This is a genomic window from Corallincola spongiicola, assembly GCF_004284785.1.
Lineage (GTDB): Bacteria > Pseudomonadota > Gammaproteobacteria > Enterobacterales > Neiellaceae > Corallincola > Corallincola holothuriorum.
In genome coordinates this window covers 263,230-282,708 of record NZ_SHLY01000004.1, presented here as the reverse complement: position 1 = coordinate 282,708, position 19,479 = coordinate 263,230, and the positions used below count along the sequence as shown (strand labels likewise).

Genomic DNA, 19,479 nt, shown 5'->3' with positions numbered 1-19,479 from the left:
ATTAGTTCATTGATAAGCGGGGTGTTTAGGCGATAATCCTAAACTATACAGCGCAAGCTGTAACCTATGATAAAGGCCCGCAGAGGCCGCAAGGGAGATATGAATGCCGCTCGGTCGTTTGTTTGGCCGCAAGGCGTCCGGAGAACGTATCGGTATTAGGGTCAGCAATGATACGTTAACTCTGTGCCGCTTTCGCGCCGGAGCACCTCATACCATATCCGCGGAGAGTTTGAGTTATCGCTCAGATATCACTTTTGAGCAAGCGCTTGCCACGGGCGAAGCGCTGCCCCCTAACGCCAGTGACTGCCAGCTGGTGGTGGGACCTAGCTATTATCACATCGTGCAAGTTGATCGCCCAGCAGTCGATGACGCAGAGATCGCTCAAGCGCTCTCTTGGGCGATCAAAGATCTGGTGCCTATCGCACCCGAAAATATGATCCTCGATTACTTCGAACTGCCGGTGCAGCCTGCCGGAGCCAATAAGCTCAATGTGGTTTGCGCTGATATTCAAGTGCTCAAGCCGATGGTTGATGGCATACACGCGGCTAAGCTGCCGTTAAGTGGCATCGCGGTTGATGAGCTGACGTTGCCAAAACTGTTTCCAGTGACCGACGAAGCGCAACTGCTGTTAGTGCAACAGGCAAATGAAGAGCTGCTGCTGTTAATTGTGAAGCAGGGGATGCTGTTTTTCTCAAGACGTATTCGTGGCTATGACCTGCTGGTGTCTATGACTGGCGAAGAGCTAAGAGCCGGTGTTGTTGATAATTTGAGCTTGGAAGTTCAGCGTTCGTTGGATTACTTTGAAAGCCAGTTAAGACAAGCGCCAGTGAAACAGATAGTGGTCGCTTTGCCGGGTGACAATACCCCGTTGCTCCTTGAGTTAATGTCTGCCAATTTCTTTATTCCCGTGGTCACCTTCGAGCCTGAAGTGGCGATCTCTGCCAATTTGAACAGCGGTGAGTTACTCAGTTTTGCTGGGGTATTTGCTGCCGGCATGGGGGACGAATGAAGCAACATATCAATCTTTATGTTGATGCCTTACGACCGCAAAGAGAGTCGTTGTCATTGCCGGTTGTGCTGGTGTTTTGGTGTCTCTCTATTTTGTTTATTGCCGGGAGTGCCATCTGGTTGAATTCCCGTTTGGCTGACGCGCAATATCAACTGTCGATGACACAGATGACCAACAAACAACTCAATCAGCAGCTGGCGGCATTGACCCAGCAGCTGCAACAGCGACAGCCATCCAGCAACTTGGTGCGGAAAAAAGAGTTGGTAACCGCCGAACATAAAGTGAAAACCCATTTACTACGTGAGCTAAGTAACCGTGAACCGCTAAAGAATCAGGGGTTCTCACAGTTGATGTTGGAGCTAGCTAAGCACCACGATGATGATGTCTGGTTGAGTGGTATAAAAGCCAGCGAAACTAATCTGGCTTTGACCGGCTTCACCCGCACGTCGAAAGCTGTACCCCGTTGGGTGCAGGGGTTCCACCAAGGGCCAAGATTGCAAAAGGCCGGGTTCGCTTCGCTGTCTATGAGTCGAGATGAAAATCAGCGCTTGCTGTTTACTCTCAGCAGCTTACCGGGAGAGAGTGAATGAGCCAGTGGCAGCAGTTACTTACGCGCTATCATGGATTAAGCATCCGGGAACGGGTGCTCATTCTGGTTTCTGGGTTAGTGTTGGTGCTTTTCGGTGGCTACAGCCTATTTGTCGATCCTGCCTATCTTCAGTTGCGAAAAACTCAGGCCAATATGGTCAAGGCGCTTGATGAACAGTCTCGTACCCAGACTCAGATCGCCGATATAGAGATCCGCTTAAGCAAGGATCTGAATGAGCTATTGACGCAAGAGATTGAGGAAACAGAGCTTGCTATTCGCAAACTCGACCAGCAGTTAGAAACGCAAACCGTTGATTTGGTGCCAGCCTACCGGATGGCCGCCGTGTTGGAACAGGTGCTGGATAAAGGCAAAGGCGTGAAGCTGTTGGCGCTGACTTCTAAAACACCGATCCCGATGCTGGATCTGGTGGATGATTCCGGTCAGCAGATAAACCTCTATCAACATGGTATTGAGTTACAGCTCGAGGGGCGTTACTTCGATTTGATGCGTTTCATTGCCGAGGTGGAGGGGCTGCCGACACGTTTTTACTGGAAGAGCTTTAATTACCAAGTGGGTACGTATCCAAAAGCCCAACTGGTGATTGAGCTGTTTACCCTCAGTACCAGCCGAACATTTATCGGGAGCTAGGATGAAACGACTGTTTTTTAGCTTACTGATCTGCGCTTCATCGCTGGCGATGGCTGCCACTGAATTGAAGGATCCGACGCGTCCACCCGGACAGCAGAGAGCCGCCGTTGGCGGTGGGCAACAGGCTGCAAAACCTTCCTCTTTGCAGCTGCAACAGATTTTATTTCAAGATGAGCAAAGCTTGGTCATTATTAATGGCCAGCAATTGCGTACAGGACAGAAGATCCGTGGATACACTGTCGGGAAGATATCGGCCAATCAGGTTGAACTGATCCGCGGAGATAAGCGCGTTAAGTTGACTCTGTTTACTACGGTCAAACAGGCGTCGAAATAGGAAAAGTGAACATGCTGATGAAGCGAAGTGTTATTGCGATTTGTGGGTTAGGCCTGTTATTGGGCTGCGAAACGACGCCAAAACTGGCCCATACCGAGCAAAAACAAGCCATTAAGGAAGCGATTGATAATAACCGGCAAAATGAACAAGCGGATATAGAAACCACCGCGCCGCCGGCGGATGTGATGGCTGAATTGATGCCCGAGACCCAACCTGCCGCCCCGACCTTGGCAGGGGAGGCGTTACTGCAGGAGCGCCGTTTCGAGATCAGTGCCGATGGTGTTCCAGCGCGACAGTTTTTTGCCAGCTTGGTTGATGACTCCTCATACAGCGTGGCTGTTCACCCTGATGTGGTGGGGGATATTACCTTACACCTGAAAGATGTCACCCTGGCTGAAACGCTCGATGTGGTGACAGATATATACGGCTACGATGTTCGGCGCAGTGGCAAAGTGCTGAATATTTTTCCCGCCGGTATGCGAACCGAAACATTTTCGCTTGATTACCTGTTTATGACCCGTGACGGCGAGTCGCGGACGACCATCCTGACCACGCGTCTGACCGATGATGATGACAGTAATAGCAACAGTGATAGTTCAGGTGGCAGTGACAGCTATAGTGATTCCAGCGGTTCTGACAGTAACAGCCAGGGCTTAAGTGGCACGCTCATCCACACTAAGAGCCAAACGGATTATTGGACGGAGCTGACGACAATCTTGAATTCTCTGGTAGGAGATGGCACCGGACGGAAGGTGATTGTGAGCCCGCAATCCGGTTTGGTGACGGTTCATGCCTACCCTGAAGAGCTGCGCAAGGTCAGTGATTACTTGGCACGTTCGGAAGAAACGTTACAACGACAGGTTCTGCTGGAAGCTAAAATTATAGAGGTGACGCTGAACGATGATTTCCAGCAGGGGATCAACTGGGAGCGAGCGGTTAGCCATATAGGTAGCACCGATTTCAACTTCACCAATACAGCGGCGACGCTGGGTAACGAACTCACCACCAACTTGGGCGGTATCGTTAATCTTAGTTTTTCGAACAGTGATTTCAGTGGTGTGATCTCCCTGCTCTCAACGCAAGGGGAGGTGAACGTGCTGTCCAGTCCACGGATCTCTGCGTCCAACAACCAAAAGGCGCTGATTAAAGTGGGGACGGATGAGTATTATGTCACTGACGTGTCTACCACCACAGTGACTGGCACCGCGACCTCAACTACGCCCGATATCGAACTGACCCCGTTTTTTAGCGGTATCTCGCTTGATGTGACCCCGCAGATCGATGAAGACGGTACCGTTTTATTGCACGTTCACCCGTCGATCACCGACGTGACTGAAGAGAACAAAGTGATTGTGTTTGGCGGCGACACCATCGATCTGCCGCTGGCGGTGAGCGATATTCGGGAAACCGATACAGTGATTAAAGCGCACAGTGGTGACGTGGTAGTCATTGGTGGTTTGATGACTTCATTGACAGGGTATACCGACTCTAAGGTGCCGCTGTTAGGTGATATTCCGTTTATGGGTGAGTTCTTCACTAATAAACGTGAGTTTTCGTCAAAAGCTGAGTTGGTTATCTTGATTAAGCCAACCTTGCTGACCCGTGAAAGCTCCACCAAGGAGTTAGAGCGCTCCTCGGAATTGTTAGAGCGTTGGTATCCTGAGCCGGAGAAAGAATTCTGAGGTATGTACCTTTATCATTTTGGCCTGCGTGAGCTGCCGTTCACCCTTACGCCTAATACGGAATTTTTTTATGGGCTGCCAGCGCATCAGGAAGCGCTGGCGACGCTACTGACAGCTTTAAAAACCGGTGAAGGTTTTATCAAAGTGGTGGGCGAGGTCGGAACGGGTAAGACGCTGATCTGTCGTAAACTGCTTAACGATCTACCTGAGCATTTTGTTACCGCCTATATCCCGAACCCTTATCTGTCACCGGAAGAGTTAAGAGTGGCGGTCGCCACTGAGCTCGGGGTGAGGACGACAGGCAAACCAGACCAGCAACAGCTCACTCAACGCATTCAAGACAAACTTCTGCAGTTGCATCAGCAAGGGCATTCCGTCGTGTTGATCTTGGATGAAGCACAAGCGCTGCCAAAGGAAAGTCTGGAGGCGCTACGCCTGTTTACTAACTTGGAAACAGAACGCCGTAAGCTGCTGCAAGTGGTGTTATTTGGCCAGCCTGAACTTGATCAGCGCTTGGCAGGTGACGAACTGCGGCAGCTGCGCCAACGTATCACTTTTTCCTACAACCTGCGGCCATTGAACGCCAGCGAAGTGCACCAATACATCGTTTATCGTTTGCGGGTGGCGGGGAATAAGTCGGCGGATTTGATCACGACCAATATCGCTAAACAGATCCATCGTGGCAGCCGAGGGATCCCTCGATTGATCAATGTGCTTGCGCATAAAGCGCTGATCCTCGCTTATGGTCAGGGGCGCCACTATCTGCTGGCAAAGGATGTTAAGGCGGCTATTCGAGATACGGAAGAGGCATCTATGGGCAGTGGACTGTGGCGCTGGCTGTGCATGGCTTCGGTCTCTGTCGTGGCTCTGCTTTGGGGTGTCAGCAGCGGAGATTGGTTATGAGTGTGATCAATCAGATGCTCAAAGATCTGGAAAAGCGTGAGCAACATGCGCCGGTCAGTGCGACGTCACCGTTGGTGTCTGGCGGACGGGTTGAACGACCACCAGAAAATCTCAATTTTCGCTGGTTGGCGGCTGTTGTCTTGCTTGTGCTGCTTTTGCTTGCAGGGGGATGGTGGTTATTTGCGGGCAATTCCCCACTACCGAGCACCCCGGTAACTGAGGTTGCCGAGCCTACAGCAGTTGTCCAGTCCACAAAGATGCAAGGGAAGCCCGTGTTAGCTGGCGATAACCTTGCTGGAAAATCTGAACCGCAACAGCCTCTGACCGTCGTCGATGCAGCGGATCGCCTGTCGATGGTGGCGCAACAAAATGTGCCTCTTGTGATTGAACAGCCCACCGACGATCCCGTGCGGCCGCAAGCTGATCTACCGGTAGCGAAAGCAAAGCCACAAGCAAAACCCGAAAAAATGCCGGATGACAAAGCTGTTGCTGTGGTTGCACCTAAAGTTGAGCCTGTCACTGAGACTAAAGCGGTGGTTGCACCCGCGCCAGTTGTGGCCGAACCGCCAAAAGCACCCAAAGTGATGGCGATCAAAGAGGTGCGTCTTAGTCAAAGCGAATTGGCAGCGGCGAAATTTCGCAAAGCCGAAGAGCGCATTGAGGCGGGAGATATCAGCGGAGCCCAAGACTTATTGCGTCAAGTGTTGGCGATTAAGCCTGATCAGGCAAAGGCGCGAGCGCGCTTAGCAAGCCTCTATTATGGCCAAAAAAATTCGGGTGAAGCGGCGAAAATATTGAGTGAAGGGCTAAAGATACAGCCTGGTAACGTAGAGTTTCGCTTGATGCTGGCACGTATTTTTCAGCAAGGAAAAAATGAACGCCAAGCGTTGGCGTATCTCAATCAAGGGCCACTGCCTGCGGCTGAAGATGTTGATTTTCATGCGCTGCGCGGTGCCTTGGCTCAACAGTTAAAACAGTATGCCGATGCGGTGAGCAGCTATCGCTTGTTGGCGCAATACCAGCCAGAGCAAGGGCGCTGGTGGTTGGGATGGGGGATTGCCGCTGATGGGCTAAATGATACCCAGACCGCGCTGGCAGCATTTCAGCAAGCGTTAAAAAGCCGCAATTTGTCTGCCTCCGCAGTCGGTTATGCTAAGAAACGAATTCAACAATTGGGAGAGCTGTAATGGCGCAAGCGAAGTTACGCATGCGGTTAGGTGACTTGATGGTGCATGAGTCCATCATAACTGAACAGCAGCTGACACAAGCGTTACAGGCGCAGCGCAGTGGTGGGCGCAAGCTGGGCGCGACCCTTATCGATTTGGGACACCTGACGGAAGAGCAGCTGCTGCAGTTCTTATCACAACAGCTCAATATTCCATTTATCGATCTACAGGATCTGCGTCTGGATCCAAAAATTGCCCAACTACTCCCTGAAGTACACGCTCGGCGTCATCGTGCGCTAGTGGTGCAGGATAAAGGGCAGAGTCTGTTGGTGGCAATGAGTGATCCGGCAGATCTTAGTGCGCAAGACGCCTTGGCGATGTTGTTGTCCAAGCCAATTGAGCTGGCAGTAGTCAAGGAAGCGCAGTTACTCGAGGCTTACGATCAACTTTATCGGCGGACGGCAGAGATCGCCTCATTTGCCAACCAATTGGGCGAAGAGTACTCACAGACCGAAGATTTCAGCCTTGGTGGTGATGGCGATGAAGAGGGTGAAAGCTCGACGGTCGCGCGCTTGTTACAGTCTATTTTTGAAGATGCGGTGCAGGTGCGTGCATCGGATGTGCATTTAGAGCCGGATGAAAACGCGTTGCGGATCCGCCAGCGGGTGGATGGCCTGTTACAGGAAAATATTCTCGAAGAGTCGCGTATTGCTGCGGCCTTGGTGCTGCGTCTGAAGTTGATGGGGGGGCTGGATATTTCGGAAAAACGCCTGCCTCAGGATGGCCGCTTTAACATTAAGGTGCGTGGTCACTCCATCGATGTACGTGTCTCTACCATGCCGGTGCAGCATGGCGAGTCGGTGGTGATGCGTTTGCTGGATCAATCCGCTGGCCTGCTGAGTATGGAACAAACCGGATTACCGGATGACCTATTGCGGCGGCTGCGGCACCAGTTGAAACGTCCTCATGGCATGATCCTAGTGACCGGGCCGACGGGTAGCGGTAAGACCACCACTTTGTACGGTGCGCTTAGCGAATTAAACGAACCGGGGAAAAAGATCATTACGGTGGAAGATCCGGTGGAATACCGTCTGCCACGGATTAATCAGGTACAGGTGAATAGCAAGATCGGTTTGAGTTTCTCTCAGATCCTGAGAACCACCTTACGTCAGGATCCCGACATCATCATGGTGGGGGAGATGCGGGATCATGAAACCGTTGAAATTGGTTTACGGGGTGCCTTAACCGGTCACCTGGTGTTAACCACACTGCATACTAACGATGCGGTGACCTCAGCACTGCGTTTGATCGATATGGGCGCGGCTGGTTACTTAGTGGCTAGTGCCTTGCGGGCGGTGGTGGCACAGCGTTTGGTGCGGCGGATCTGTGACAATTGCGGCAAGCCTCACGCTTTAAATGACAGTGAAAAAGTGTGGTTGGAAGGGCTGTCAGGCTTCTCACTGACCGACAAAGTGTTCCATAAAGGGGTCGGGTGTCAGTCCTGTAATTATACCGGTTATCGTGGTCGGATCGGTGTGTTTGAGCTACTTGAGCTGGACGATGCCATGATGGCAGCGTTACGCCAAAGCGACCCACAACAGTTTGCACTGGCGGCGAAGCGCAGCAAGGGCTTTAAGCCGTTAGCCGAAGCGGCGCTGGATTATGCGTTTGCCGGTATCACCACCGTTGATGAAGTGCTCAGACTGGCAGAGCATGTTGAACATATCCCCGAGGCGGTGAAGGTCACCGCCGATGCAGTGGAAGGTTAACTAGACGCCTATGCCAACTTTCGAATACCGAGGACGAGACAGCCGGGGTGGCGAAGTAAAGGGGCAGATTGATGCTGCGAATGCGGGCGCCGCTGCTGATCTGCTATCGCAACGCCAGGTGATCCCACTACAGGTTAAGGCGAAAGCGGGCGCTGCAGAGGGCAGTAGTTTTGATATCAACGATCTGTTGCCGAGCAAGGTCAGCTTGGATGATCTGTCGCTGTTTACTCGTCAGATGTTCTCTCTGAGTAAGGCCGGGGTTCCGATACTACGGGCGATCAATGGGCTGGCGCAGTCATCGAGTTCAAAAGCACTGAAAGCGGCATTGAGTGATGTGGCACAGGAGCTTGAGGGCGGGCGTACCATCAGTACCGCGATGAGCCAACACCCCAAAATCTTCAGTAAGTTGTTTGTCGCGATCGTCCATGTGGGTGAAAACACCGGCCGGTTGGAAGACGCGTTTAAGCAGCTTTCCGGCTATTTGGAACTGGAGATAGAAACCCGTAAACGGATTAAAACTGCGTTGCGTTATCCCAGTTTTGTGGTGATCGCCATCGTCATCGCTTTGGTCATTATGAATATCATGGTGATCCCTGCGTTCGCTGATATGTTCAAACAGTTTGGTGCCCAGCTACCCTTACCGACGCGGATCTTGATCGGCATGAGTAACTTCTTTGTCGAGTACTGGTGGGCGTTATTGCTCGGCGCTGTGACATTGGTGAGCGGTACGATTTACGCGATTAATACACCCAAAGGGCGTTGGCGTTGGGACCGGTTTAAGCTGCGTATGCCGATAGTGGGCGATATTATCAATCGCTCTACGCTGGCCCGTTATGCCCGTAGCTTCTCGTTGATGTTGCAATCGGGTGTGCCACTTACCCATGCATTAAACTTAGTGGCTGATGCGGTCGATAATGAATTTATGGGGCAAAAGATCCGTGATATGCGGCAGGGGATTGAGCGTGGTGAAAGCCTGCTGCGCACCGCCAACAGTTCAGAGCTGTTTACCCCCCTAGTGATGCAGATGATTGCGGTGGGGGAAGAGACTGGACGTATAGATGAACTATTGCTGGATGCTGCCGAGTATTATGAGCGCGAAGTGGACTATGATTTGAAAACACTGACTGCGCGTATTGAACCCATTCTGATCGGTGTGGTCGCAGGCATGGTGTTGTTGTTGGCGCTGGGTATCTACCTGCCGATGTGGGACATGATGAGTGCCATGAAGGGGGGCTAAGGTGCCAGAAAATCGACAGCTGGATACCGAACGCCGCATGTTCTATTTTTTACCGGCTTTGGCGGTGATCATGGTGTTAGCGACCGTGTTGCTCAGCAGTCAAGATGATGCCAAGAGCGAGGTGGAAGACTCTGCGTTTAACCGTCTCACTAACAATTTTTTGGTGCGGTTAAACATGGTAAGAACCCAGTGGACTATCCACGGACGCCCGCCACAGCTGGAATTAGAGGGGACGCGTATGACCATGGGTAAGTTTGGCATTCCAGATCTGCGCACCTCCCATGGCAGTTATGATTGCCATGAGTTATGGCGGCTGATGTTGGCGCAGCCGATGGAGATTAATCAGCGGCCGATCTCGGCCGTGGCGATGGTGGATCGGCGTTTGCATGGAGAATATTGCCGCTACCTGATTAGCGAGGAGGTGTACTTTGATGTTGATTTGCGTCATGGAACCTTGTCGCAACGGGCGGAAAAACTACGAGCCATCCAACAAAATGGCAATGAAGCGCTAGGCAAACAATTGAATTAGCTCTTACTATTAGGGCTGTAGTGATCCTTAATTTTGTTAACTAACAGGTAAATATGATGAAACAGCAACGCGGCTTCTCACTGATCGAACTTGTGATCGTCGTGATCATTCTGGGTATTTTGGCAGTGACCGCCTTGCCCAAGTTCCTCAATATCACGGATGAAGCTGAGGCGGCTAATATCGAAGGGATCGCAGGTGGTTTTGCTACCGGTGTTTCGCTAGTCAGAGCGCAATGGGAAGCAGAAGGCCGCCCAACTGCTGACAGTGAGAACTCTATCTGGTACGACGGTGTACGTCTGTATCTGACTGAAGAGATTGTAGAGAGCGTGTCTCCGGGCTACCCGATAGCGGATGTGACAGGCCAAACTTATGACGGCATTGACGAGACCCACTGTATTCAGGTGTGGGAAGGCATGCTGCAAAATCCGCCAACTGTCACTGGTACATTGGCTGATTTAAATGATCCTAATAACAAGAATGCATTCCGTTATTTTGTTGAAGTGTCTGGTGGTGGTGTTAACCATACCTGTGACTTCTATTTGGTGACGACCATGGAGCAGAATGCGGCGGGTAACTACCTTAATCCCACGACAGGCGTTGGGAACAACTTTCAATATTTCCCGGCCACAGGGCGTGTGACCATTAATATTAATAACTAAAACTAGTTAACTACTCCTGAGGTTTTAAGTATGAGAAAGCAACAAGGTTTTACCCTGATTGAGCTGGTCGTCGTGATCATTATTCTGGGAATTTTGGCAGTCACTGCTGCACCTAAATTTATTGATCTGCAAGGCGATGCGAGAGAGTCAACCATGCAGGGCATGAAAGCGGCTTTGGAAGGGGCGTCTACGCTGACCTACAGTAAAGCGGCTATTGGTGGTATCGAAAAGAAAGCTGCGGCTTGCTTGGCGTTAAGTGGTACAGCGGCCGATCCTGATACTTGTACAGATGCAACGGCAACAGAAGTGAACGTTGTATATGGCTATCCAAAGGCTGCTACCGCGGATCTACAGAAAGTACTGGAAACAGTATTTGGTGATGGCTCAAACGGTGAAGAGTGGGACATCGATTTGACTTTGACTGCGGACGCGGTAATTACCCTGTCGGGTACCGATGGTACCGACACTGATGCGGATAAATGCCAAGTTGAGTATAACGAAGCAAACGATGCGAATAGTCGTCCTGTTATTGTGACTGAAACTGCTGGCTGCTAAAGCTTACAGTTAGTCACAGAGCATGAAAGGCGCCTTCGGCGCCTTTTTTGTTGCTGCTTCCCCCCTGTGTGCGGGTTTCATCTTCCATTAGCAATCGGTGACCTTGGTCACTTCTCGATGAAAGAACTGTGTCAGGGCTACATTCAGCCACTAAACTGGTGTTAATAACCTTGTTTATGAGGTGGTTAGATGATGCGGCAGCAAGGCTTTACTCTGATAGAACTGGTTGTGGTGATCATTATTCTTGGGATCTTGGCTGTGACCGCGGCGCCTAAGTTTATTGACCTGCAAGGGGACGCCCGAGAATCAACCCTACAGGGGATGAAGGCTGCGCTTGAAGGGGCCTCGACACTCACCTACAGTAAAGCGGCTATTCAGGATAAGCAGCGAGCACCTTTTGCTTGTGTGCTGCTCTCTGGCACACCAACAAGCAGCTGTAATGGAGATAATGAAGTCAATACGGTTTATGGTTACCCCCGAGCTACGCAGCGAGACTTAAGTGTGGTGCTAGAGACCATTTTTGGTGATGGCAGTAATGGTGAAGAGTGGGACATCGATTTCAGTTTGACCGCCGATGCGGTGATTACTTTGTCAGGTACCGATGGCACAGACACTCTTGCAGATAAATGTCAGGTTGAATATAACGAGGCGATTGATACCGACAACCGTCCTGTGATTGTGACGGCAAGTGATGGCTGTTAGATCTGGCATTTGTTGCATATCTAGATAACAGAGCGCTGAATTGATGCAACTGTAGACAGTTGTTCATTAAGCATGGCGATGTTTAGCTTGTTTTTCTCACCTTTGTGGCAGTGGTCAATCCTTCGCTAGGCCAGCTATGCTAAGAAGACTTAGTTAAGTAACTCAATTTGTTAGGTGCCTTCTGTTGCTGAGTTTTCAACGCGCCCACCGCGGTTTCACTTTGGTTGAATTGGTCACCACCATTATTCTTGTGGGGATCATTGCGGTGGTGGTGGCTGGTAAATTTTTTGGCCGCGGCGGCTTTGAAGAATACACCTACCGGGATCGCCTGTTGGCGAGTTTGCGTCTAATTCAGCTCAATGCCATGAATGATAGAGCTGAAACCTGCCATCAGTTGCTGCTGGAAGCAACCCGTTTTGGCGTTCCTAATCTGAACCCCTGTGCCTCGTCCCGGGGCTACAGCGACGACTATTTTTTTACGCCACTCGAACCTAATCGCAGCGCTGATTTAGCCGGAGAATCTGGCCGCGTCGTTTATGGCTTTAATCGCACATCAGGACTGCCTGCTGATATCCGTTTTGATGGCAGTGGCCGTCCTTTAGCCGCTTGCTTTGGTGGCTGTGAAATTACCGTGAATGGTGAGGTGACGTTGCGCATCTGTATTGAGTCGGAGGGCTATATCCATGGCTGTTGATGGCCGAACGCCCCTAACGAGCAACAACGGCTTTAGTCTCATCGAGCTGGTGATCGGCATTATTGTTTTGGCGGTAGCGCTTGTCACTATGTTGACCATGATTTTTCCGCAGGCCAGCCGCAGTGTTGACCCTTTCCATCAGGTGCGAGCTTCAGAGCTGGGTCACTCCTTGCTGAATGAAATTTTGACGAAGAAGTTTGATGAGTGCTCAGGTCACACTGGCGATGAGCGCTCCGATACTGATTGCAGTAATAACCCGGCTGGCAGCTACCGCTGTGACGAAGCTGGGCCCGCAGGTGTTTTGGTTGCTTGTATTGCGACTATCCCCACCTGTCCGGCATCGGGGATGAGTGCGGCAACAGAAGAGGGAAACGATCGCGCCACTTATAACGATGTCGATGATTATCACTGCCTCGACCAAAGCGGAGATCAGATTGAAAATGCCCTCGGTGAGCCCTTGACTGACTTCTATCAAAATTACCGCTTGCAGGTCAGTGTGGCGTACGACGGTGCGGCCTTGGGATTGGCAAATAACAGTGCGGCGAAACGGGTCACCATTTTGGTCACCCTGCCGTCGGGTGAGCAGATCGCATTTAGCGGCTATCGGGGGAACTACTGATGGCTATTGCTCAAGCTAAGTTGATAGTGCCACGAACTCCGCGCATGCGCCGCGGTTTCACCCTGATAGAGATGATTGTCACTATCCTGTTGTTGGCGATCTTGTCGGCGGGGATCACCCGCTTTATCGAGGTAGGCAGTGAGATCTATGTGGATGTCGCTGCGCGTGAACAGCTACTTAGTGAAAGTCGTTTTGTTTTGGAGCGGATCACTCGCGATATTCGGAGTGCGGTGCCCAACAGTGTGCGTGTGAGATCCGGTGCTGTCAGTGGCGCCCAGGTACAGTGTCTGGAGTTGCTGCCACTGCGGGGCAGTGCCAGCTATATTGATCTTCCGGTGTTAACAGCGGCTGCTCAGGCGCAGGTGATTAAGATTAATAATTACAGTTTTAGCAGTGGTGATCAGATGTTGGTGTATCCGCTGTTAACGGATCATGTATACGCTAATAGTGGGCGACGCCATACGGTCACGGCGATAAGTGATGTGTCGGGGGAGGAAGATCTGCAACAGATCGACTTTGCAGCAGCGACCCAGTTTGCCGCCGATTCGCCGGGTAAACGTTTCTATCTTGCGGCGCAGCCACTGAGCTATTGTGTGCGCAATGGCAGTGTCTATCTGCACCTGAATTATGGCTACCAGTCGAGCCAGCCGCTCTTTGCCAGTGGCGGTTTGCTGATGGCAACACAAGTGTCAAATAACCTGATCGCTGAGCCTGTTTTTCGTTTTGCTGGTGCGACACTAAATCGCAATGCGTTGGTGATTGTGCGCCTGCGACTGACACGGGTAGATGATGCCGAAACATTGGCTTATAACCATGAGGTGCAGGTGCCGAATGTACCCTGATCCTATCTCTGCAAAGCGCAACGACCTAACCGTGGCATCTCGTCAGCGCGGCAGTGCTTTGCTGCTCGCTCTGTTTATTATTGTGGTGTTGTTTGTGCTGGGGGCGGGGATGATCCGCTTGCTTGGCTCCTCGTCAGAGAGCGTGACCTTTGAAGTGTATGGGGTGCGAGCGATGCAGGCGGCACAAACGGGCGTGGAACGGGTGTTAACCACGCTGTTTCCTGCTGGTGGTCTTGATCAGCATTGTGACGGCACTCCTACCAGCCCTTTGCTTGATGATAGTTTTAGCTCCAGTGGCACTACGGCGTTAAATCTGGCAGGCATAACTGGCCTGGAAAACTGCGCGAGTGTGGTGGTGGAGTGCAGCGATCGCAAACACTTGGGCGTGACCTATTATTATTTGGTGAGCACTGCGACCTGTACGGTGGGTGGTGGCTCTACCGCGCTGGTGATGAGTCGGCAAGTGGAAGTTGAGGCAAAATCGTTATGAAGTCGATGCTGCGTTTGGTTGTTTTGTTTACCTTTCTGCTTGTTTCTCCGTTTTCGTTGGCGGTGACTTGCGATGCCTTGTTTACCAAGCCTGCGCAATCTTGGGACATTAATGGTCGTTTGACCATGTATAACAACTCCCGCATATACAACAGCATCGATGGCCAATTGCCTTTTGTAAACAGCACGCCGGATCCTTTACCAAATAACTCCTGTAGAAGCATTCCTGGGCCAGACGTTTGTTCGATTACAGGGACTTCTGCCGCTGGTCGTGACACTTTTACCTTTCAAGTCTCCAGCAGTAACGAATTTATTCAAGCGAATAACGGTGAACAGATCGTCCTAGGGGAAGCTCCCTTTAATGGCAATGAGTTTGGCGCTATTCAGATCAATGGTGGTCGCGTTGAGTTTTCTGCCAATCACAGTGAATACAAAGTGGGCTGGATCCAAATCAATAACAGCAGCGCCCGGTTGACTTTCCCCGAGGGGATATTTTGGGTCAACGGTATTTTTACGCTTAACGATGGACGGGTTGAACTTAGCGGCAGTGGTACAGCAACAGTGATGGTGAAAGACCACTTTGAAGTGAACAGTGGTAATGGTCGCATCAACAACAATGGTGATCCCAAACGACTGTTGTTTTATTCGGGCCAAACCACACGGTTTAATGATGGAAGAATATGGGCCACTGTTTTTGCTGACAATGATTTTGTGATGAATAACGGTAGTGAGCTTAATGGGGCCGTCAATGGAAAAAATGTGGTAATGAATGATGGCGACATTAATGGCGTTGATGTTACTGGTATCGATTTTTCGCCTATCTGTGGCGATGAACCGCCGCTTCTCCCTGATATTCCGCAAACCTGTCCATCCCCAGAAACCATCGGCGCGGGAGTCACCTGGTCTACATTCGACAGCTCAGCGGTTGGGCACACGCCAGCGGCAGATGCCACAGAATTCCAGCAGCTGATCAATACCTACGCCAATGATACCTATCTGTTTGGTAGCTCTATCGTTGATGAGATCAACGGTGGTGGTACAGATATTAACCCTCACAGCAGCCAACAAGATTATTACATCAGTACATTTACTGGCTATATCGAGGCGCCGGAAGATGGCATTTACGAGTTTGCTATTGATGGTGATGACGCCGTCGAGGTGCTGATCGATGGTCAGGTGATCACGGGTTGGTATGGTGAACATGCCCGTGCTGGTAGTCCGCAATTCCCTGCACAAATTGGGCTTGAGCAGGGCTTTCATCGTGTCGAATTTCGTCATCAGGAGTTAGCGATCGAGGAGTACTTTTATCTGTATTGGAAGACGCCATCAGATATCGCTAATGGTGCTAACTTCACCATTGTACCCACCGACAACCTGTCGACCTGTTTTAGTACCAAGCCGCCGATCATCCCAGAATGTCCGGTGCCCGTCGCGGGGCTGGATTTTTATACCTTTGATAAGCCACCGGGAGCCCCGTTAGACGCTACGCAGTTTCAAACCCTGGTTGATAACTACGGTCGTTTGGGCACCGAGCAAGGGCGTAGTGTAGTTGCGACCATTGATGGTTCTGGCAGCCCCCATGGCGCTGATGATTATTTTCTCAGCCGTTTTATCGGCTATATCCACGTACCGGAAACCGGTCAGTATAAATTTGCTGTGGATGGTGACGATGCGGTGGAACTGTTAATCGACGGTGAGGTGATAACCGGCTGGTACGGTGCCCATGGCGATTGTAACTACTGCACCACCTATCAAGCGAGTGTGGGTCTCGATGCGGGTTACCATGAGATTGAGTATCGTCACGAAGAGGAATCCGGCAGTAATGTCTATCGCTTGCTGTGGCAAGCCCCGAGTGACAGCAGTTTCTCTATTGTGGCTGATGCCGTGCTTGAACGCTGTCCGCCACCAACCTATGAATGGGGCCGAACCGAGATGAACAACGGGTCGGGCTCGGTGACGTTTAGCAATGATTACCTTGGCATTACTCCGCTGGTGTTCGTGATGCCGACCATGGTTTACCCCGATGCTTTGCAGGATGGCCCTGCGTCTGTCGCTGTGCGCAATGTGACTTCTACCGGTTTTGATATCGTGCAATTGGAAGCGCCTAATCGTTATACCAATCAACCGGGTCAGAAGCCGATGGTTGATGTGGATTATTTTGTTACTTTGCCGGGGCGGGTACAGATGCCGGGCGGTGGTGAGTTTGAAGCGGGAACAATAGAGACGCAAAAATATCAGGGTAAAACGACCGACAGCGGTACAGGAAGAGGCGGTTGGGAAGCGCTTAGCTTTGACGCTGTGTTTGCGACAACGCCGGCTGTGCTTGGTCAGATCCAGAGCAATAATAATCCTGATTTATGGAAGACGACAGTGATCCGCAATGTCACTGGCAGCGGGGCGCAATTGGCGATAGAGATGTCGGAAGTACCGGGACGTACCAATGCCCAAGGACGGCCGACATCACCCGAAACTATCGCTTACTTAGCGGGTACAGGGAGTGGCAGTTTTCAAAGTAACAGTGAAACCATTCTTTATGAGTTTGGCCGTGGACGTACCCATGGCAACAATGGCCGTACGCGAGATCTGGATCAGCAGTGCGAATACTTAAACTCCCATATCAATGACTATATTGATCCGCCGGTACTGGTGGCGAATAAAAATTCTCGAGACGGCAGCGATGGTGGCTGGCTGCGCCGCTGTCAGAACTTCCGTCAGGCCGCAAGTTTTGTCACCGATGAAGATCAGGCCAATGACCGCGACCGTGCTCACCTACCTGAGGATGTGGGATATATCGCACTGACGTATCGCTCAAATACGGATCCCATCTATGACTTCATTATTACCGCTTCGCCGGATGCATTGACCTGCCGGGTGCAGGAGATAGGCATTCGGGTAGAGCAAAACGGCGTGTTGGTGGGGGGGTATTTAGGTGACATTCAAATCAATACCGATACCGACAACGGTATCTGGTCGGCGGTCGATGCGAATGGCGTACTGCAGGATCTAGGCAACGGTGACATCCGCTATAGCTTTAACGCCAGTGATGGCGGTGAAATTGTGCTTGGGCTTGATAATGTCGTACCGGAAACGGTGACTATTACCGTGAGCGATGGACTGTCCAGCAACAGCGCCGCTGTCACCTTTCGCGCCAAAGGTTTTTTTGCCGAAATCACCCCCTGGCATGACCCTAGCTTTGCTATCCCAAATCAGTTGGCCGGGCAATCTTTTAACTTGGTGTTGACTGCTGTCGGTGATGACCCCAGTCAGCCCGGTTGTGAACCGCTAGTTGATTTTGAAGGGACTAAATCGCTGGAGATGTGGCAGGGCTATGTCGAGCCTGATCCGGCGGCAGGCTTGTTAGCGGAGATTGATGGTGTGTCCTTGGGCGTTGGCGAGGCTAATGCTGTCTCTATCGCGGCGGAATTTGCTCTGGGTGTTGCGACCCTAAGCAACGTTACTTATTGGGACGCCGGGAAGATCTCGCTGCATGCGAAAGACCTTTATGACACGGGGGATCCGCCCGCGGATACAGGCGATGAGATCCTGCAGGGTAGCAGCGAGATACTGTTTAGTCCGCAAAGCTTACGGATCGATAAAATCTATAGAAGTGGCGATATCACGGCGTTAAATCCTAGCGGAACAGCTGACAGTGGTGATGGCTTTGTCGCTGCTGATGCACCGTTTGATATGGTGATACAGGCGTTGGCCGTTGATGGCGCAACGGTGACCCCCTCCTATAAAGTTGAACTGGCACTGTCTAGGGAACTGCATTCCCCGACTGGCGGGGAAACTGGCCTATTACGTTATGGTAACCCTGTTGTGCCCAGTCCCCCATGGGCACCTGCCGATACTATCGTGGTGCCCGAAAGCGTTTTTAATGATGGCGAGGCAACCATTGTTGGGCTGACTTACTCTGAAGTCGGCAGTATCCAGATAGGAATTGATAGTGGCGATTGGCAGGTGACGGGCAACAGTTTAACTGTACCAGCCTCGACACAGCCGGTAATTGGGCGTTTTTTCCCCGATCATTTTCTATTGAATTCAGATATAACTACCGATGGCAACAGCAGTAATTCGCTGTGCATTGCTGGCTTTAGTTATATGGGGGATGAAGCGCTCACGGTTGAGTATCAGGTGGAGGCTGTCAGTGCCAACGGCACTCTGACCAAAAATTATGATTATCCTACGCTGGGTTATGATACCGGTACATTAGGCATGGCGGCGGAAGACAGCAGTGATGGTGTTGATCTCGGTGGCAGATTGGTCAATGTGATCGCGGCGGATCGAGCTGACTCCTGGAAAGAGGGTGTGTATACCTTCACCAGTAATACAGCGAGTTTGGAAAAGGCGCTGACTGGCGCCATTGATGGGCCGTTTCCTTTGTTACAACTGAGCCTAGTTGTCACGACTGAGTTGGATGGGGTGAATTTCGATACCTTGGATGAGGATGCCGACTCTCCCGGTGATTGTACTGATGATAGCGATATAACGTCCGGAGAGTGCAGCAGTCGCCGTATCGGTGGCACCTTAGATCTGCGCTTTGGCCGTTTGGTGACCGCAAGTAATTATGGCTCTGAGCTGTTGGCTTTGCCGATCCCGATCAGCGTCGAAACTTATGATGGCAGTAGTTTCATTACAGAAATTGACGACAGCTGCACCATCATAGACACGGCGTATGTCACTATGAATAGTGAACCGGCGGGAACCTTGGACAATATCGCTCTGTTGGATGGCTCTGGCACGACCAATGCCGGCTACGCTGAGCCTATTCGACAAGGTCAGCTGCAATTTACGCTATCGGCGCCGGGCGAGGGTAACACCGGACGCGCTGAAATCCGCTTGAATTTAAATGCGTTACCGTTTTTTCAGTTTGAATGGGATTGCGCCAATGACTTGACCAGTTGTAACGGTCTTGGTGTTGACAATCCGCCTGTAGCTGAGGGCTTCTTTGGCCGCTATCGTGGTAATGAACGGGTGATCTATTGGCGCGAGACCGGTGCTAACTAACACCATCAGTCTTATCTTGCTGGCTCGTTGTTAGCGCCGGTTACTC

General features: G+C 51.3%; 18 protein-coding genes. All 18 read left to right on the top strand.

Annotated elements, in window-relative coordinates; genetic code table 11:
* Window positions 1-103: 103 nt before the first annotated feature.
* Window positions 104-1,009 carry a type IV pilus biogenesis protein PilM gene (gene pilM / locus EXY25_RS13450; RefSeq protein WP_130567154.1) on the top strand — a complete coding sequence of 302 codons (906 nt, stop codon included), beginning with the start codon at window positions 104-106 and terminating at the stop codon, window positions 1,007-1,009.
* Entirely contained in the window at window positions 1,006-1,599 is a 594-nt protein-coding gene (locus EXY25_RS13445; protein WP_114338107.1) for a PilN domain-containing protein, read from the top strand. Before pilM ends, EXY25_RS13445 begins: the two co-directional genes overlap by 4 nt.
* Window positions 1,596-2,246 carry a type II secretion system protein GspM gene (gspM, locus tag EXY25_RS13440; protein WP_130567153.1) on the top strand — a complete coding sequence of 217 codons (651 nt, stop codon included), beginning with the start codon at window positions 1,596-1,598 and terminating at the stop codon, window positions 2,244-2,246. The genes EXY25_RS13445 and gspM overlap by 4 nt, the downstream gene beginning before the upstream one ends.
* A 1-nt stretch (window position 2,247) precedes the next feature.
* A complete protein-coding gene (locus tag EXY25_RS13435; protein WP_114338109.1) occupies window positions 2,248-2,580 on the top strand; it encodes an MSHA biogenesis protein MshK in 333 nt (110 codons plus the stop codon).
* Window positions 2,581-2,591: 11 nt separating this feature from the next.
* Window positions 2,592-4,262: a pilus (MSHA type) biogenesis protein MshL gene (gene mshL, locus EXY25_RS13430; protein ID WP_233496463.1), complete on the top strand. Its 1,671-nt coding sequence runs from the start codon at window positions 2,592-2,594 to the stop codon at window positions 4,260-4,262.
* Window positions 4,263-4,265: 3 nt separating this feature from the next.
* Window positions 4,266-5,165: an ExeA family protein gene (locus EXY25_RS13425; RefSeq protein WP_130567152.1), complete on the top strand. Its 900-nt coding sequence runs from the start codon at window positions 4,266-4,268 to the stop codon at window positions 5,163-5,165.
* Window positions 5,162-6,352 (top strand): tetratricopeptide repeat protein, encoded by a 1,191-nt coding sequence (locus EXY25_RS13420; RefSeq protein ID WP_130567151.1) that lies wholly within the window; start codon window positions 5,162-5,164, stop codon window positions 6,350-6,352. Before EXY25_RS13425 ends, EXY25_RS13420 begins: the two co-directional genes overlap by 4 nt.
* Window positions 6,352-8,100 carry a GspE/PulE family protein gene (locus EXY25_RS13415; RefSeq protein ID WP_130567150.1) on the top strand — a complete coding sequence of 583 codons (1,749 nt, stop codon included), beginning with the start codon at window positions 6,352-6,354 and terminating at the stop codon, window positions 8,098-8,100. Before EXY25_RS13420 ends, EXY25_RS13415 begins: the two co-directional genes overlap by 1 nt.
* 10 nt (window positions 8,101-8,110) lie before the next feature.
* Entirely contained in the window at window positions 8,111-9,337 is a 1,227-nt protein-coding gene (locus tag EXY25_RS13410; protein WP_130567149.1) for a type II secretion system F family protein, read from the top strand.
* Window position 9,338: 1 nt separating this feature from the next.
* Window positions 9,339-9,866 carry a hypothetical protein gene (locus EXY25_RS13405; protein ID WP_130567148.1) on the top strand — a complete coding sequence of 176 codons (528 nt, stop codon included), beginning with the start codon at window positions 9,339-9,341 and terminating at the stop codon, window positions 9,864-9,866.
* Between the two features lie 56 nt (window positions 9,867-9,922).
* The gene (locus tag EXY25_RS13400) at window positions 9,923-10,525 is read left to right on the top strand and encodes a type II secretion system protein (RefSeq protein ID WP_205695353.1); all 603 of its coding nucleotides are present in this window, start codon (window positions 9,923-9,925) and stop codon (window positions 10,523-10,525) included.
* Between the two features lie 30 nt (window positions 10,526-10,555).
* A complete protein-coding gene (locus EXY25_RS13395) occupies window positions 10,556-11,080 on the top strand; it encodes a type II secretion system protein (protein ID WP_130567146.1) in 525 nt (174 codons plus the stop codon).
* Between the two features lie 189 nt (window positions 11,081-11,269).
* A complete protein-coding gene (locus EXY25_RS13390) occupies window positions 11,270-11,782 on the top strand; it encodes a type II secretion system protein (protein ID WP_130567145.1) in 513 nt (170 codons plus the stop codon).
* A gap of 184 nt (window positions 11,783-11,966) precedes the next feature.
* Window positions 11,967-12,476, top strand: a complete 510-nt coding sequence (locus EXY25_RS13385) for a pilus assembly FimT family protein (RefSeq protein WP_165419364.1) — start codon at window positions 11,967-11,969, stop codon at window positions 12,474-12,476.
* Window positions 12,466-13,095 carry a type IV pilus modification PilV family protein gene (locus tag EXY25_RS13380; protein WP_114338119.1) on the top strand — a complete coding sequence of 210 codons (630 nt, stop codon included), beginning with the start codon at window positions 12,466-12,468 and terminating at the stop codon, window positions 13,093-13,095. Before EXY25_RS13385 ends, EXY25_RS13380 begins: the two co-directional genes overlap by 11 nt.
* Window positions 13,095-13,937 (top strand): PulJ/GspJ family protein, encoded by an 843-nt coding sequence (locus tag EXY25_RS13375; protein WP_130567143.1) that lies wholly within the window; start codon window positions 13,095-13,097, stop codon window positions 13,935-13,937. The genes EXY25_RS13380 and EXY25_RS13375 overlap by 1 nt, the downstream gene beginning before the upstream one ends.
* A complete protein-coding gene (locus EXY25_RS13370; protein ID WP_130567142.1) occupies window positions 13,927-14,427 on the top strand; it encodes a hypothetical protein in 501 nt (166 codons plus the stop codon). The genes EXY25_RS13375 and EXY25_RS13370 overlap by 11 nt, the downstream gene beginning before the upstream one ends.
* Window positions 14,424-19,433, top strand: coding sequence for a DUF6701 domain-containing protein (locus EXY25_RS13365; protein WP_130567141.1), 5,010 nt, complete (start codon window positions 14,424-14,426; stop codon window positions 19,431-19,433). Before EXY25_RS13370 ends, EXY25_RS13365 begins: the two co-directional genes overlap by 4 nt.
* Window positions 19,434-19,479: the final 46 nt, after the last annotated feature.